Annotated in this window: 16 protein-coding genes and 2 pseudogenes; 7 read left to right on the forward strand and 11 right to left on the reverse strand. The window is 70.6% G+C overall.

All coding sequences use genetic code 11. From position 1 onward, the window contains the following. Window positions 1-2: 2 nt before the first annotated feature. Both GKE82_RS25535 and GKE82_RS25540 read right to left on the reverse strand, forming a co-directional pair. The gene (locus GKE82_RS25535; RefSeq protein ID WP_154735604.1) at window positions 3-383 is read right to left on the reverse strand and encodes a BlaI/MecI/CopY family transcriptional regulator; all 381 of its coding nucleotides are present in this window, start codon (window positions 381-383) and stop codon (window positions 3-5) included. Continuing rightward, on the reverse strand, window positions 380-2524 hold the full coding sequence (locus tag GKE82_RS25540) for a heme lyase CcmF/NrfE family subunit (protein WP_154735725.1): 2145 nt from the start codon (window positions 2522-2524) through the stop codon (window positions 380-382). The genes GKE82_RS25535 and GKE82_RS25540 overlap by 4 nt, the downstream gene beginning before the upstream one ends. 43 nt (window positions 2525-2567) lie before the next feature. Here GKE82_RS25540 and GKE82_RS25545 point away from each other — a divergent pair, with 43 nt between their 5' ends. The 3 genes and pseudogenes from GKE82_RS25545 to GKE82_RS31800 all read left to right on the forward strand — a co-directional run bounded on the left by GKE82_RS25545 (window position 2568) and on the right by GKE82_RS31800 (window position 4381). After that, window positions 2568-3386: a prolipoprotein diacylglyceryl transferase gene (locus tag GKE82_RS25545; protein WP_196189453.1), complete on the forward strand. Its 819-nt coding sequence runs from the start codon at window positions 2568-2570 to the stop codon at window positions 3384-3386. A 594-nt stretch (window positions 3387-3980) separates the two neighbouring features. Beyond that, a pseudogene (locus GKE82_RS31795) lies at window positions 3981-4166 on the forward strand (L,D-transpeptidase); the annotation flags it as partial. Then, a complete protein-coding gene (locus GKE82_RS31800; RefSeq protein WP_375337067.1) occupies window positions 4160-4381 on the forward strand; it encodes a L,D-transpeptidase in 222 nt (73 codons plus the stop codon). The pseudogene GKE82_RS31795 and the gene GKE82_RS31800, both read left to right, overlap by 7 nt. Here the strand turns inward: GKE82_RS31800 and GKE82_RS25555 are convergent. Then, window positions 4371-5834: a hypothetical protein gene (locus GKE82_RS25555; RefSeq protein WP_196189470.1), complete on the reverse strand. Its 1464-nt coding sequence runs from the start codon at window positions 5832-5834 to the stop codon at window positions 4371-4373. The two genes, GKE82_RS31800 and GKE82_RS25555, sit on opposite strands and share 11 nt — an antisense overlap. Before the next feature lie 59 nt (window positions 5835-5893). Between GKE82_RS25555 and GKE82_RS25560 the strand changes: the two genes are divergently transcribed. Both GKE82_RS25560 and GKE82_RS25565 read left to right on the forward strand, forming a co-directional pair. Further along, entirely contained in the window at window positions 5894-6487 is a 594-nt protein-coding gene (locus GKE82_RS25560) for a TetR/AcrR family transcriptional regulator (RefSeq protein WP_154735609.1), read from the forward strand. A 403-nt stretch (window positions 6488-6890) separates the two neighbouring features. Then, window positions 6891-7031 (forward strand): hypothetical protein, encoded by a 141-nt coding sequence (locus tag GKE82_RS25565; RefSeq protein ID WP_154735610.1) that lies wholly within the window; start codon window positions 6891-6893, stop codon window positions 7029-7031. A 16-nt stretch (window positions 7032-7047) separates the two neighbouring features. Here the strand turns inward: GKE82_RS25565 and GKE82_RS25570 are convergent, their stop codons facing one another. Continuing rightward, window positions 7048-7584 (reverse strand): hypothetical protein, encoded by a 537-nt coding sequence (locus tag GKE82_RS25570; protein ID WP_154735611.1) that lies wholly within the window; start codon window positions 7582-7584, stop codon window positions 7048-7050. Window positions 7585-7620: 36 nt separating this feature from the next. Then, complete coding sequence (locus GKE82_RS27510; protein WP_196189471.1) at window positions 7621-7926, reverse strand: hypothetical protein; 306 nt, start codon at window positions 7924-7926, stop codon at window positions 7621-7623. Window positions 7927-8036: 110 nt separating this feature from the next. Here GKE82_RS27510 and GKE82_RS27515 point away from each other — a divergent pair, with 110 nt between their 5' ends. Next, window positions 8037-8939: a hypothetical protein gene (locus GKE82_RS27515; RefSeq protein WP_196189472.1), complete on the forward strand. Its 903-nt coding sequence runs from the start codon at window positions 8037-8039 to the stop codon at window positions 8937-8939. A 36-nt stretch (window positions 8940-8975) separates the two neighbouring features. On the opposite strand, the gene GKE82_RS25580 is transcribed toward GKE82_RS27515, so the two are convergent. The 3 genes and pseudogenes from GKE82_RS25580 to GKE82_RS31805 form a co-directional block, all read right to left on the reverse strand. Then, entirely contained in the window at window positions 8976-9479 is a 504-nt protein-coding gene (locus GKE82_RS25580; protein ID WP_154735613.1) for a hypothetical protein, read from the reverse strand. Continuing rightward, a complete protein-coding gene (gene mobF / locus GKE82_RS25585; RefSeq protein ID WP_196189454.1) occupies window positions 9476-11725 on the reverse strand; it encodes a MobF family relaxase in 2250 nt (749 codons plus the stop codon). Before mobF ends, GKE82_RS25580 begins: the two co-directional genes overlap by 4 nt. A 5-nt stretch (window positions 11726-11730) precedes the next feature. Next, window positions 11731-12165, reverse strand: a pseudogene (locus GKE82_RS31805) (relaxase domain-containing protein); the annotation flags it as partial. Between the two features lie 324 nt (window positions 12166-12489). Between GKE82_RS31805 and GKE82_RS25595 the strand changes: the two are divergent. After that, a complete protein-coding gene (locus tag GKE82_RS25595; protein WP_154735615.1) occupies window positions 12490-12762 on the forward strand; it encodes a hypothetical protein in 273 nt (90 codons plus the stop codon). On the opposite strand, the gene GKE82_RS25600 is transcribed toward GKE82_RS25595, so the two are convergent. The 3 genes from GKE82_RS25600 to GKE82_RS25610 all read right to left on the reverse strand — a co-directional run bounded on the left by GKE82_RS25600 (window position 12759) and on the right by GKE82_RS25610 (window position 13954). Then, a complete protein-coding gene (locus GKE82_RS25600) occupies window positions 12759-13139 on the reverse strand; it encodes a hypothetical protein (protein ID WP_154735616.1) in 381 nt (126 codons plus the stop codon). The two genes, GKE82_RS25595 and GKE82_RS25600, sit on opposite strands and share 4 nt — an antisense overlap. A 55-nt stretch (window positions 13140-13194) precedes the next feature. Further along, complete coding sequence (locus GKE82_RS25605; protein ID WP_154735617.1) at window positions 13195-13473, reverse strand: hypothetical protein; 279 nt, start codon at window positions 13471-13473, stop codon at window positions 13195-13197. A 97-nt stretch (window positions 13474-13570) separates the two neighbouring features. Beyond that, on the reverse strand, window positions 13571-13954 hold the full coding sequence (locus GKE82_RS25610; protein ID WP_154735618.1) for a single-stranded DNA-binding protein: 384 nt from the start codon (window positions 13952-13954) through the stop codon (window positions 13571-13573). Window positions 13955-14259: the final 305 nt, after the last annotated feature.

Consider the following 14259-nt stretch of genomic DNA (forward strand, 5'->3'; position numbering starts at 1 on the left):
GGCTACTTGCGCTTGCTCTCGAGCTCTTCGCGGAGGCGGCGGAGGTCGTCGATCTGCTGGTCGTCGATCGACCCGAGGAGGTGCGCCAGGACGGCGTCGCGGGTGCCGGAGGATGCTCCTGCGAGGGCGTGCTCGACCGTTGAGGCGACGTAGGTGGTCTCGGTGATCGCGGCGCGGTAGAGGACGAGCTTGCCCTGCTTGCGGCGTTTGAGCAGGCCGCGGTCGGCGAGTCGATTCAGGACGGTCTGCACGGTCGTATAGGCGCCACGGTAGCGCGGCGGCAGGCTTTGGCGGACGTCGTCGACCGCTGCCTCGTCGAGGCGCCACATGACGGCCATCACCTGGACCTGGAGATCACCCTGCAACGGGGCAATAGCGCTCATTGAACGCCGGAGTATGGCATCCGGGCCGGGTTCTCCGGAGCGGGCAGGGCTGCGCGGCGAGCGCCCGGTCGGCGTCGAGGCCGGCGCAGGGCGAGCAGCGCGCCGAGCGCCATGACGCTTGCGCCGACCCAGATCCAGGTCACGCCGGTCCGGACGATGACGCGAAAGGCGACGGGCGGGGCCTGCACGACGTACCGTTCGGCGATCGCGTTGATGATGAGTGCTTGGGCGACCGGCGGTACGGTGCTGAAGCGGCGGTTCGCTTCCTCGATCGGCTTGCGGAGGGTCTCGAGGTCGGGGGCGGCTGAGATCCAGAGGTCGCGACCGAAGCTTGCGCGGATGCCGATCTCGCTGGTCGCTTCCCCGTCGAAGAATCGACCGAAGGTGCCCTTGGACCCCCCGAGGTCGAGCGACGGGTAGTACTCGCGTGCAGGGCTCAGCGTCCCCAGGCGCCGCCCACCTCGCCAGATCGACAGTGAGGTGCCGAACGCGATCTTCTCGCTTCGGACGCTGGTAGTTGGACGCTCGTAGGCGACGCGGTAGCCGGCGACCGTCACCTCGTCGCCGGGGCGCATGGTGATGTCGCGCCCGGACTTCGACGCACCCGAGATCGCGACACCGAGCAACATCGTCGCGAACCCGACATGGGTCAGGTAGCCCCCGTAGCGGCGGCGGTTGCGGCGTACGACGTCTAGGGCCGATCGCCGCCGCCCGGCTCCGGTGGCGGCTGCTCTGGCGGTGGCGGCGCGGGCCAGTTCCTGGGTGCTGGCGGCGACGATGAGGGCCGCACCTAGGGTGGTGAGGACGGCGCTCGTGGAGGACGTTCCGAGCGATACCGCTGCTGCGGCCGCGATTACTGCGAGCAGTGCGGGGACGCGCAGGACGCGGGCGAGGGCGCGCGGCCGGGTGCGTTTCCAGGCGAGGTTCGGGCCGATGGCGAGCAGCAGCACGAGCGCGATGCCCAGCGGTGTGACGTACAGCTCAAACCACGGTGGCCCGAGAGCGGATTTCGTGCCTGTGACTGCTTCGCTGATCAGGGGGAAGAAGGTGCCCCAGAAGACGACGAATGCGAGGCCGACCAGGATGACGTTGTTCAGCAGGAAGACGGTTTCCCGCGAGAGGATGCCGTCGAGCCGGTGTTCTGATCGCAGTTGCGGGACGCGCCAGACGATCAGCCCGACGGATAGTGCGATCGTCGCGGCGATGAGCAGGAGGAACGGGACGCCCAGCGTTGAGGCTCCGAAGGCGTGGATCGAGTCAAGGATCCCGGAACGGACCAGGAACGTTCCGACGAGGGACAGGACGAAGGTGGCGGCGACGAGCGAGACGTTCCAGATCTTCAGCATGCCGCGCCGTTCTTGGATGACGGAGCTGTGGATGAAGGCCGTCGCGGTGAGCCAGGGAAGGAGCGCCGCGTTTTCGACCGGGTCCCAGCCCCAGTAGCCGCCCCAGCCGAGCTCCGCGTAGGACCAGCGCGACCCGAGGACCAGGCCGGCTGCCAGGAACATCCAGGCGAGCATGGCGTACCTGCGCACGGCGGTCAGCCAGCTGGCGTCCAGTCGTCCACGCGCGAGAGCTGCGACGGCGTAGGCGAACGGGACGGTGGCCCCGGCGTACCCGAGGTACAGGGCGATCGGGTGGAGTGCCATCAGGGGGTAGCGCAGCAGCGGCTGCAGGCCGGCTCCCTGCGATGTGCCGACGGGGCTGGCGTCGAACGGGCTTGCGTAGAAGACCATGAGGAACGCGAAGAACGCACTGACGGCGAGCAGCACCGCGACGGTGATGGGTTCCAGCTCGCGGTGCTCGTCGCGGAAGTTGCGGACTGCGACGACGCTCATCGCTCCCAGCACGCAGAGCCACAGGAGCAGCGACCCGGCCTGCGTGGACCAGACCGCTGTCAGCTTGTAGTAGAGCGGCGTGGTCGTGCTGGAGTTCCCTGCGACCAGCGCGAAGTCGAAGTCGTCTCGGACGTAGGCGGCTTCCAGGAGCAGCATGGCGCTCGCGGCGAGCCCGGCGCTGGCGATCACCGACCGCCGGGCGACCTCGAGGTAGCGTCGGTCTCCGCGGCGTGCGGCGCGCAGTGCGCTGGCCAGTCCGGCCAGCGCGACGAGGGAGGAGCAGGACGAGGATGGCGCGTCCAAGGATCACCCCAACAGTATGTCCTACACTTCGTAGGACATGCGAATGGCGGCGATCACCCTCGACCTCTCCCCCACGTTCTCCCTAGGTCCGGTGGAACTGGCGTGGCACGGGGTCATGATCGCGGTCGGGATCGCCGTCGGCAGCGCGCTGGTCGTGCGACTGGCTCCGAGCTACGGACTCGATCCCGCGCGCGCGACTGACGGCATCGTCGCGATCGCGATCGCCGGGATCGTCGGATCGCGGCTCTTCTTTCTCGCACAGGACGACGCTGCCGCCCTTTTGGACCCCGGCTCGTGGTTGGGGACGCGTGGCTTTGCGTTCTACGGCGCGATGCTGGCGGCCCCGCTGGCGGCGTGGGTGGTGTTGCGGCGTACAGGAGCGGTCTTGCGGTATCTGGATCTGTACGCGTTGACGTTTCCGCTCGGTATGGCCGTCGGGCGCGTCGGCGACCTGCTGTCGGGGGAGCACTACGGGCCCCGGACCGACGCACCGTGGGGCTTCGTCTATCCGCATCCCGATTCCGAGACCCCGTTGCGCGACGTCGCCTATCAGTCCGGGGCGTTCTACGAGATCATCGCTGCGGGGCTGCTGTTCATCGTCGCCTGGCGGCTGCGTCGGACCTTCGGGCCCCCTGGCGCTCTGCTGTGCGCAGTGGTCGCCGGCTACGCCGCGTCGCGGTTCGTGATCTTCTTCGTAATCCGTGACAGTCCGGTGGTCGGCCTGGGCCTGCGGCAGGCGCAGTGGACGAGCCTGGCGCTTGTCGCCGTCGGTTTCGTGGGGATCTGGGCGTTGCGCCGGCGTGCCAGGAGGTTCGCTGTCGCGTCCGGTCGCTCCTCGCCGCAAATCTCCGACGCTACGTAGGAGTGCTGGTACCGTCCGGGCATGTTGCGAATCCTGGCGGTGGCGGTGGTCGTTCTCGGCTTCGCCCCTGGCGCGCGCGCGTCTGGCGATCAGGTGATTGCCGCGGGGGTCAGCGCCGGGGGTGTCGACCTCGGCGGTTTGACGGTGCAGGCCGCTGCGGCCCGGCTGCAGGACCGGTTGGGTCCCCGGCTGCAGGTGCCGTTGGTCCTGATGGTCGCTGGGCGCCGTTTCGCGATCGATCCCGCAGAGCTCGGGGCACAGCTGGACGCTCCCGGGACGGCTCAGCGCGCCGCGGCGGTGACGGCTCCTACCGGCCCGGTCGATGTGGGCCTGACGGTGGTGACCGATCCCAGCCGGGTCGCTGCACAGGCTGAGAGGGTGCGTCTCGCGGTGCGTCGGAGCGCTCGGTCTGCGCGGCTGGTCCGCATCACGAGTCGTGGTGTGTCGTGGCGACGCGCGCGAGTGGGGCTTGAGGTGGACGCGTCGCGGCTCGCCGGTACGATCGCGACCCTTGCCGCGCAGCCGGAGGGGCGTCGCGTGACGGTCGCTGTGCGCCGCATCCGCCCGGCTCATACAGATGGTGCGCTGCGGCGCATGTATCCGTCGATCGTCACGGTCGACAAGCGGACCTTCACGCTGCGGCTGTTCGTCGGTTTGCGACGCGTCTCGAGCTACCGGATCGCTCATGGGCAGCCGGCCTATCCGACGCCGAGCGGTCGGTTCAGGATCCGGTCCAAGCAGGTCAACCCGGACTGGTACGTGCCCAACGCTCCGTGGGCGGGCGAGTTGGGTGGCTCGGTCGTCGCGGGCGGTTCGCCGCAGAACCCGCTGCGGGCCCGCTGGATGGGCCTCGCCGGGGGATCGGGATCCACGGGACGTCCGAGGAGGGGTCGATCGGAAGTCGGGCGTCCCACGGATGCGTGCGCATGCGCGTGCGCGATGTCGTGCGGCTCTATCGACGGGTTCGCGTAGGAACGCCGGTGGTCATCGGCTGATCGACCATGGCGAGGTCCCGACGGACGTCACGCCGGCTTGGCTGAGGTTGTCGGTTGCAGGGCCCGCGCGGCGCGAGCGAGGAGCACGAGGAAGGCGGCGACCAGGGAGTACAGCAGCAGGCCGGCTCCGAGTTTGATCGTGGAAGCGCGCCCTGGCGTTCGCGGGTAGTAGGCGTACCGCAGCGGCTGCGCGGAGGTCCTCGATGTCCCCGCCGTGACGGGGACCCAGCTCTCGATCCGTCCGTCGGGAGCATCGATCTCCAGGTAGAGGAACCAGCGCCCGGCGCGGTCCAGGTTCAGGCGACCGGTTCGGCGGCAGTCCCCGCGCAGGTCCGAGCCCCGAATGAGCCGTCCCCCTCGCCGGGCGACCAGACGGGCCGGCGTCCGTCCGCACAACGCGTCGGCGCGAACGGTGGCTGTCACGTCTTGACGGGTTGTCTGGGCTCGCCACGCGACGGTGCCCGCGGGGTTGCCCTGTCCGGGGTCGTGGGCGTACGCGGCTCCCGGCAGCAGCAGGGCGAGTGCGGTGGCCGCGGTCAGCAGGCCTCCCCCTGCGGCGTGGTGCACCGTCGGCGAGCCACAGCGCGAGGAGCGAGGTCACGTAGACCCCTGCGGCGGCGGGACCGATGTCGGAGGCTGTCAGCCCGACGCCACCGGCGATCTCGCGGAGCGGCATGACAACGAGGACGACAGCGAGGGTGATGGCGCCTGCGCAGCGTGCGTACCCCCACCGTCGGCGGACGCCGAGGTCGATGGCGAGGCCCGGCGCGAGCATCAGCGAGAACCAAGGTGCGTCGTAGCCCAGGCCGAGCAGCAGCGCGCCGGTCACGGCGACGAAGACGGACTGAACGGCTGCGGCGTTGGTGGCTGCCCACCGGGCCGTTGTCGTGTTGGTGATCAGGCGCAGTGCGACGGTCGCGGCGAACGCCAGCACGATCGGATACCAGACGGGCGCGAACTGCGGTACGTCGGTTTCGTACTCGGCGACGCTGAAGGCGGCTGCGGCGACGACGAGCCCGGCGGTGGCGGCGCCGAGGACGCGGTGATGTTGCGGGGTGGTGCTGAGGTGCAGGAGCATGATGTAGGCCAGGCCGAGCGAGCCGACGATTCCGAGCATGTGCGGTGGGCTCCAGAGCACCGAGTCGCGGCCGAATGCCTCGTGCCAGGCGTTGTCCAGCGGCCCTGAGAGAAGCGCTCCGATCAAGGTCAGCAGTCCGATCCTGAGCAGCACGTCGGTGCGCCGGTCCCGAGTCCGGGAGGCGAGTGCGGCGGCGAGGGCCAGGCCCGCGACGGCGATCCCGAGGTAGATGGCGATGTGGGGCGCGATGAAGAACGTGTCGCGACCGCGTTCTGTGTGCCACGCATCGTCCCAGTAGCCGCCCGCAAGGGCTGTCGCGGCCGCGAACGAGAACGCGGCCGGTGCGAGCTGACCGATGAACCGTGAACCTTTCATGGTTCTAGAGTGAAACACAGATGTTTCATCTGTGCAAGTGGTGCGTATAGTTCACGGGTATGAAGTTGAGTGATGAGCAGTTGGACGCGGCCGCCGCGGCGATGGGCCGGACCGGCTATGCCGGGTTGCGTCTGGAGGACCTCGCGAGCGCGATCGGGGTGTCCCGCGTGACGCTTCACCGGCACGAGATCGGGAAGGGCGACGTGCTGGGCCTGCTCGCCGCTCGGGCCACCACGGAGTACCGGGACGCGATGTGGCCGCTGCTGACGTCCTCGCTTCCGGCGGGGGAGCGACTTTCGGCTGCGGTGGACGTGCTGCTCGAGCAGGCCGAACGCCACCTCCCCCTCCTGGTCGCCCTCGGTGCGATCTCGGATGAGGTCTTCCACGAGGCCGACGACGACCCTGAGGGCGACGTGACTCGCGGGGTCTTCACCGAGCCGCTCGAGCGCCTGTTGCACGACGCCCGGGCGGAAGCGGTCCTGCGTCCGGAGCAGGACCCGGACCTCGCGACGGTGTTGTTCAACTCCGCAGGCTGGACCTACATCCACTTGCGCACCGGCCACCGGTGGAGTCCCGAGCGGGCCGCCGCTGCGGTTCGCGCGCTCGTTCTACACGGCATCTTGCAGCAGGAGCCCACGCGCCCGGAGCGCTGATACGTTCGCCGCGTGCCGGGACTTGCGTTCACGCTCCTCCCGCACGACAAGGGAACGAGTCTGGTGTTCCTGCTCGTGCTCCCCGGAGCCCTGTTGCTGCTGCACGCGGCCGCCACCGGTGCTTCGCGCTCGAACGTGGCGGGAACCGTTCTGGTCCTCGCCGGGATCGCCCCGGCGACGATCCCTGGCAACGCCGGAGAGGAGGGCGAGCCGTGGCTGCTGGTCGCGGTGAGCGTGGCGATCGTTGTGGTCGGGGCGCGGTGGCAGAGCTCGTTGACGGTGCTCGCCGCCTTGGCGGTCCTGGCGTCGCTGCTGCTGGTCGCGGTGGCGCCGACCCGACACGTCGGCCTTCCTCTCGGGCGATGCCCCGCACCCTCGGGAGCAGGCGTTCCTGCTGACGGGGATGTTGTGGCTGACTGTGGCTTCGGGCTTCGCGGTGGTCGCCGGTCCGCAGACGCGGGCGCGGATGGCCGGCGTGATGGCGGTGTACGTCCCGACCGCGGTCGTCCACGGTTATGCCCTGCTGGCGGCGCTGGTGCGCTGAGGGTGGGACGGCTGGGTCAGGCGACACGCTGGTAGAACGCCGAGCGGTCGTCGGCGCTTGCGGCGATGACCGGTCGGGCCTGGCCGCTCTTGACGAGTTCGCCGAGTGCGCGCTGGGTCTGGCGCTTGCCGACGCCGGTGCGCTGCATGATTTCCAGCGGCCGGCGCGGCTTGTCGTCGAGGGCCTTGAGGACCTGTTCGCGGATCGTGAGTTTCGGGGCTGCGCTGCGGGCGGCTCGCCGGACGTCCTCGGGGACCGCTGCTCCCTGCTCGCGGCGCAGCGCGAGTTGCAGGCCGGTGATCGCGGCGGCCAGCAGACGGTCGTAGGTGACCATCTGGGCCAGGCCGTCCCATTCCGGTGCGGCTGCCGATGCGGCGCGACGCAGACGCGATGTCTGGCCGCGGACGGAGACCAGGTGCGACACGTCCCCGCTGGAGAGCGCGACGGAGACGGCTTCCTCTACGGTGCCCAGGAGCTCCTGGGAGCGTTCGAGTTCGCAGCCGGTGAGGGCGTTGACCAGCGCCGGCTTGAGGGCGATGACTGCCTGGTCCATGCGCGTAGCGTAGCGCGCCTGTCCCCTACTTGTCACCTATTTTTCGGGGTTGAGGTGCAGCAGGTCGATGCCGGGTTCGGTGCGGTGGTGGTCGGTGCGTTGGCTGCCGGCGACCGGTCGGGTGATGAGCGAGCTGGGTGCCGGGGTCGCGGCCTGCCAGTGCAGCGGGCCGTTCACGATGACTGAGACGCATTGGGCGTCGGTGACCATCGTTTCGGCGTGGCCGCGGAAGCCGTCGGTGCGGCCGGACATCGCGGGGCCGAGCAGCACGTTGACGCCGAGGTAGACCAGGTGGTCGGCGATGCGGCCGTCGAGGACGTCTTTGCAGATGACGATCGCCATGCGGATCGAACCGGCTTGCCAGAGGCGGAGCCGCAGGGGCTCTGGCTGGTCGATGAGCTCGAATGCCGGTCCGGCTGCGGTGTAGGGGAGATCGCCCGTGAGAGCTTGGTGTGCAGCAGGGGTTCGTCGACGCCTGCAAGGAGGCCGGTGGCGATGTTGAGCTTGCGCTTGCCGATCTTCTCGTGCCTAGATCCTGCGATCAGGAGGCACGGTCCGCTGTCGTGGCCGGCCATGATCTCGGCGAGTTTTTCGAGCGCCTGGGCATTGACGTGAAGTTCGGGGACGATCACGACGGTCGCCCCGGTGTCGAGGGCGTCGGTGACGTGGGTGACGGCGGGCTTGTGGCGGCGTGGGCGGATCGGGAAGTTCGCGGTGCCCGTGGCGTTGGCGAAGTCCGCGAGGTCGCGATAGGGGTGGACCGCGGCCGCGGTGAAGCCCGGCAGGAGGACCTCTTGGAGCTCGGCTTCGAACTCGAAGTCGATGACGATCTCCAGTTGCCGGTCCCCGAGGGTGATGGGCTGGTAGCGGCGGGCGTGCGGCAGCTCGCCGTCTGCAGGCTGGTTGATCGAGGTGGTGCGGGAGACGAGTGGCTGGTCGGCGAGGGCGGGCCACATCACTTCCGGGACCGGGATCATGTCGCCGGGGGTGAGGAGCACTTCTTCGTCGTGACGGTCGCGCCAGCAGGTGATGAACGCGTCGGCGTTGGCGTGGTCGAGGCCCCAGAGGCAGCCGTGGAGTTCGTCGAGGTCCTGGCCGTCGTTGGTGCGGGCCACGAGCCATTGAATCTGGTTGTCGCTGAGCAGTCCGGTGTCGGTGCAGCGCAGAGCGTCGTGGGCGTCCTTGACTGCTGCGGTCCAGGCCGTGGCTCGGGGCTTGGTCAGCAGTGGCGTGTGGACGACGGAGGGCGCGGTGCGTTGGGCTTCCCAGTAGGCGATGCCCAGCAGGGCGGTGTCCCAGACGCGCCGCTCGGTTCCGAGGTGGGTGGTGAGCGACACGCCGGCAACGCTAGGTGATCGGGCGATCTGTCTGTGCTGGGGATGTCTGCGCGCTCAGCTGGTGGGCGTCCATCCCGTCGGGGCTGAGTGGTCGGGGAGGCGGTCGGGGGTTTCCCGGGCGCGGAGTTCGAGCCAGGTGCGGAAGCGGCGCAGGCTGTCGAGCCAGGCGAGTTCGATGCGAGGGTCGTCGCTGGTGCCGGCGTCAATCTGGGCTCGCCATGCGGCGAGGGCGAGGAGGCCGTCGCGGGCAAAGCGGTCGGTCGTCCAGGTGCTGGGCAGGAGGTGCAGTTCGGTGGGGTAGGCCTCGCGCAGGTGTTGGGCCTGCTCCCAGGCCTTTGCTCGCCATGGCTGTCCGCGGCCGAGTTCCAGCCAGTCTGGTGGGGCACCGTCGACGGGAGGTTCGGGGTTGTCGGGGAGCTGACCGTGCTCGAGGAGGCCGGTCAGGATTTCGTTGGCGACCGAGCCGTAGCGCTTGCCGCGTTGGGCGGCAAGCTGCTCCAAGCGAGCGAACGCCTCGGCAGTGAGGTTGACGGTGATGCGTTTGCGGTTGGTGCTCATCGCGTGACTCCGGGCGCGGGCGTCGGTACGTGGGGCCTGGTGGGGTCCGGGAAGGGGCTGTGTTCGACTAGCGGTTCCAGGCGTGGAGCGATGGGTGCCAGGTGGGCGGGCGCGAACGAGCGTGTGGGTGTCGGCGCTGCGGGGACGGTGGTGGAGGGGATCTGGGCGCCGGTGATGCGCATCGCGTCGGCGAGGCGCTCGATGCGGTTGGGGTCGTTGCCGTGGGTGCCGAGGTCTTCGCGGCTGACGTGCCAGTCGCTGCCTTCTCTGGCGCGCGAGGCTTCGACGTAGGCGGTCTCGCGGCTGGTCTGCCAGCCGCCGGTGACGGTCACGGCGCGGTCGACGGTCGCGCCCTGCTGGCGGTAGACGTGGCTCGCGTAGGCGAGGCGCAGCGCCCCGACCTGGTCGCCGGCGACCTCGATGTGGCGTCTGGAGCCGTCGACGGTGATGAGTGCGCGTCCGTGCGGGTCGATCGCGGCCACGGTTCCTCGCGTGCCGTTCTCGACGCGGTCCCCGTTAGGGACGGGTTGGGATCGGGTCCAGGTGATCCGGTCGCCTTGCCGGAGTGCGTAGGTGGGTGTGGTGTCGTCTTCGACGGGGATTGCGAGTGCGTGTGCACCGAGTTCGCCGCGTGCGCGGCGGAGGTGTTGGGCGCGGGCGTTCATGGCGTCGATCTCGGTGTTGGGGCCGTCGGTCATGAGTGCGATGGCGGTGTGCCCGAGTTGAGTGCTGAGGGCGTCGTAGCGCCTGACGGCGGCTTCGATCGCTTGGGTGCGGGTGTCGGTGAGGTGCAGTTGATTGCGGGCGAGGTAGTGGGCCATGGCGGGTTCGGGGTCGCCGTTGCGCAGGTGTCGCCATGCGGCGCGTTCGGCGGGGTCCTGGGTGCGGCGGACGTGGGTGAGCTCGCTGGTGGGGGCGTGTTGGGTGAGTTGGTCGAACATGCCGCCGGGCCCGATGGACGGGAGCTGTCTGCCGTCGCCGACGAGCACGAGCTTTGCGCCCTCGCGAACTACCAGGTCGGTGAGCGCGTCGAGTCGCTGGGTGTCGGCCATGCCTGCCTCGTCGACGATGACGGTGGTGCTGGCGTCGATGGGCTGGTGTCCGTGATCGGCACGCGAGATGAGCGCGTCGATCGTCTGGGTCTGGCCGGCGAGGCTCGGGGAGTCCTCCCCCAGGCGTTGCGCTGTCGCGCCGGCGACCGCGACCCCGAGGACGGTGCGTCCGGCGGCCTGTTCGGCGCGTGCCGCGGTGTCGATGACGACGCCTTTGCCGGTGCCGGCCTGTCCGATGAGTGCGGCGATCCGCTCGGGTCCGGTCAGGACTTGGACGGCGGCTTGCTGCTCGTCGCTGAGCTGGATGCCGCGCTGCTCGGCCACGCGGCGCAGCGCGGTCTCCCGCGCGACCTCGGGCACCGTGACGGTTAGGTCGTTGGCGAGTGTGCGGGTGTGGGCGACGAGGCGTTCTTCGCGGTTGCGGACGGCAGCGGTGGTGATGCGTCCGTCCTGGAGTTCGATGAGCGCCCCGTGGTCGCAAAGCTCGTCCAGGGCGCGCAGTGCGCGGTCGGGGTCCATGACGCCTGCGGCTTGTTCCAGCGCGACCGCCCGCACGACGTCGGCGCCGACGATCGCGCGGTCGGCGGTCGCCTGGTCCAGGACGCGGCACGCCCACTCGTCATCGGCGCCGGCCAGACGGCGGCCGCGACGTGGGCGCATCTCCTCTGCCTGGCCGCGAGTCATGCCGCTGTCCTTGGCGGCGTGCTCCCAGTGGGCCTCGAGTTCGGGCCGGGTCTGGGCCTTCTTGGCTTCGCGGGAGCTGACCTTGAGCGTGCGAAGTTCGTCTTCGCGCGGGTCGCGGCCATGGGCGGCGCGGAACGCGTCGATGGCGTGTCGGACCTCGCGGGACCGCGCGCTGAAGGCCTCGAGCGTCTCGGGCGCAATTCCGGCGATCTCGAAGTACCGGGCGTTCTTCCCGGTGCCGGTCTCGAGGCGATACCCGGCTTGTACGAGCTCCCGCGCGAGTGCTGCCCGGTAGTAGGCCCCACCTTCGCGGGCGGCGCGGAACACCGGGCGGGAGCGGACGGCGGCGACCTGCCCGTCCTTGCGCACGACGCTGGTGATCCAGACGTGGGAGTGCAGCTGCGGGTCGGGCAGGCGGCCTTCGACCCCGCGGGCGGTGGTGTGCATGAACTCCGCGGCGAGCAGGTCACCGGCCGAGTCCGGAACCGATCCGGCCTCTCCCCCTCCCACCTTGTGGTGAGTTCGACCGTGCGGCGCAGGTGCTCGACCGCGGCGGTGACTGCGCGACTGTGGCAGCCCTCGAGCAGTTGCCGTTGTTCGGTGCCGCCGAGGGCGTGCAGGACGCTGACGGACTTCGGGGCGCTGAACGTCGCGTCCAGCCCGCTTGAGCGGGTGCCGTCGGGGCCGGCGCGGCGCAGCCACTGGTCGGCCTCTCCCCCGGGCCGTCGGCCTGCGACGAGCGCCTCGAGCGCCGCCCGGTCGACGTCCGCCCCCGGGGTGATGCCCAGCGCCTCGAGCGACTGGCTGCTGGCCAGCCAACGCCCCGGGGCCTCGGCGGGAGCGCCATCGCGGCCGAGGTAGTAGTCGCCGGCCTCCTTGGCGACGGCCTTGCCGTCGAGGTAGTCGACGTAGTCGCTCGCGCCGTCGGCGCTGATGCTGTGCACGGTCATCACGGTGCGCGTGACGCTAGGAGCGTGAGCGGCGTCACCGGCGTGCTGCGTTCGCGCAGCGTTGGCACGTAGTGCATCTAGTCTGTTCTGAAACTTTGCGCAGCAAAGTCGATGTGGGTTCGGAGAACCCTGCTGTTCTGGTGCCGAAGGCGCCAGTCGGTCGTTCTAGTGGTGGATCGTTGACGCTGGCGACGGTGAGCGTCAGGTGGTCAGCTGCTGGGATTGGAGTCTCGGGGGGCAGTCGACTTGTTCGGTGCCGTGGCTTGGTGGGCTGCCGGTAGCGTCTGGCCGGTGTTGACGCCGGAGGATCGGATGGTCGCGGTGATGCGGGCGTCCCGCGCTCGTGCGGCGGCGATCGCGGACGGGTCGGCGCCGCCGGCGTTGCTGGCGGCGGTGGAGCGCGTGGCGGGCTCGGTGGATCTCGGTCCGGACACGTTGGCGATCGTCCGTGGCGCTGCCTCGGGGTTGTGGGCCCGAGGCGTGGACGGCCTGGACGCGGAGGTGTTGACCGGGTTGCTCGCGGCCGACGTCGAGCAACACCACGCGCCCGGCGTCCGCAAGCAGAAGCCGCCCCGCGGCGGTGCGCGCGGGATCTAGGCGAGGGCGACGGCGGCGACGGTCGCGTCGTCGACGTTCGCGGCGAGGGCGCCTGCGTGGTGGGTGGCGGCGTGGGTGTGTAGCGCGGCGAGGTGGTCGTGCAGGAGGTGCTCGCGCGCGTGGGTGACCGGGAGCGCGCCCTGGGGGCGCTCGTCGGTGCTGGTGGTGATCTGCCGGCCCGGGGCGAGGGCGACGCGGACGATGTGGGTCGGGGTGCCGCGGCGGCCGACGTAGGTGCTGCTCAGCTCGAGCGCCTGGTCGGGCAGGGAGGTCGTGATCGTCACGACCCACGGCGGGCCCTGGTCCGCCACGGCGGTGGCGGCGTGGACGGGCTGGCCGTCGAGGGTGATGTGGAGCTCCAGGGGACGCTGCGACACGGTCTGGTGACCGTAGCGGGCCGCCCGGAGGCGGCCCTCCCCCACCTCGGGCTCGTTACTCGCCGAGGTACTCGGGGGTCTTGCAGAGGATGTGGAAGAACTCGCCCGGTCCGGTCAGGCTGGTCAGCGGGGTCTCGTGGGGGTAGCGCTGGTACCAGTCGCGCCACTGGTAGGCGGTCATGAGGCCGGTGGCGTAGGCGGCCTGGCGCTGCTCGGTGGTCATGGCGTCGAGCTCGGCGCGCTCCTCGGCGCGGGTCGCGTCGAGCACGGCGAGCAACTCCAGCAGCGGGTCGACGGCGGTCATCTGGGTGATCTGCGGGTCCTGGTGGCTCATCGGGTCTCCCTGGCGAAAAATTGGACGGTCTGGAACTGGGCGGGGCCCGTCCGCGCCGGTGGCGGACGGGCCGTTGGTGCTTCTGGCGGCGGAGGTCCTAGAAGGGGATCTCGTCGTCGGTGGGCTCGTGGTCGCGTTCGCCGTCGGGGACCGCGACGAGGTCGTCGTCGGTGCGGTGGGGCTTGGCCCCGTACTCGAGGTCGACGTTGTGGACCTCGACGGTGTGGCGCTTGTTGCCGTCGCGGTCGGCCCAGGTGCGCACGCGCAGTCCGCCGGCGAAGGCGACGGCCTGGCCCTTGACGAGGTGCTCGACGGCGGCCTCGGCGGCGCGCTCCCAGAGCACGAGGTCGACGTAGACGGTCTCGCCGTCGCGGCCGCGCTGGTCGCAGGCGACGCTGATCGTGGTGACGCTCTTCTGCGCCTTGGTGGCGCGGAGCTCGGGGTCGCGGGTGAGGCGGCCGTTTCCGGTGATGGTGAGCATGTGGACTTCCCTTCTCCCGGTGGTCCCCGGGGCTGTGGTGGTTGCTGGTGTCGAGTTCGGTCGGCGACCGGCGGGTCGTGCGCGAACGCACGCGCCGGCTTCGCCGCGGTCGGCGCAGCCGACCCGCCCGAGGCCGTGAGCGCCGAGGGGCCGGCCCGTCAGGGCCGCTTGGCCGTCGCGCAGCGGCGGTGCCCCGGCCCGAGCGCCGCGGGGCGGGAGCGGGGAAGCTGGAGCGGCGGATTGCGCACCGCCCGTCCGGCGTCGGCCATGCTCGCCGCCTGCTGCCCACCGCGCCCCCGGGGCCG

The organism is Conexibacter sp. W3-3-2, from assembly GCF_009707605.1.
In the GTDB taxonomy this organism is placed as follows: Bacteria; Actinomycetota; Thermoleophilia; order Solirubrobacterales; family Solirubrobacteraceae; genus Paraconexibacter; species Paraconexibacter algicola.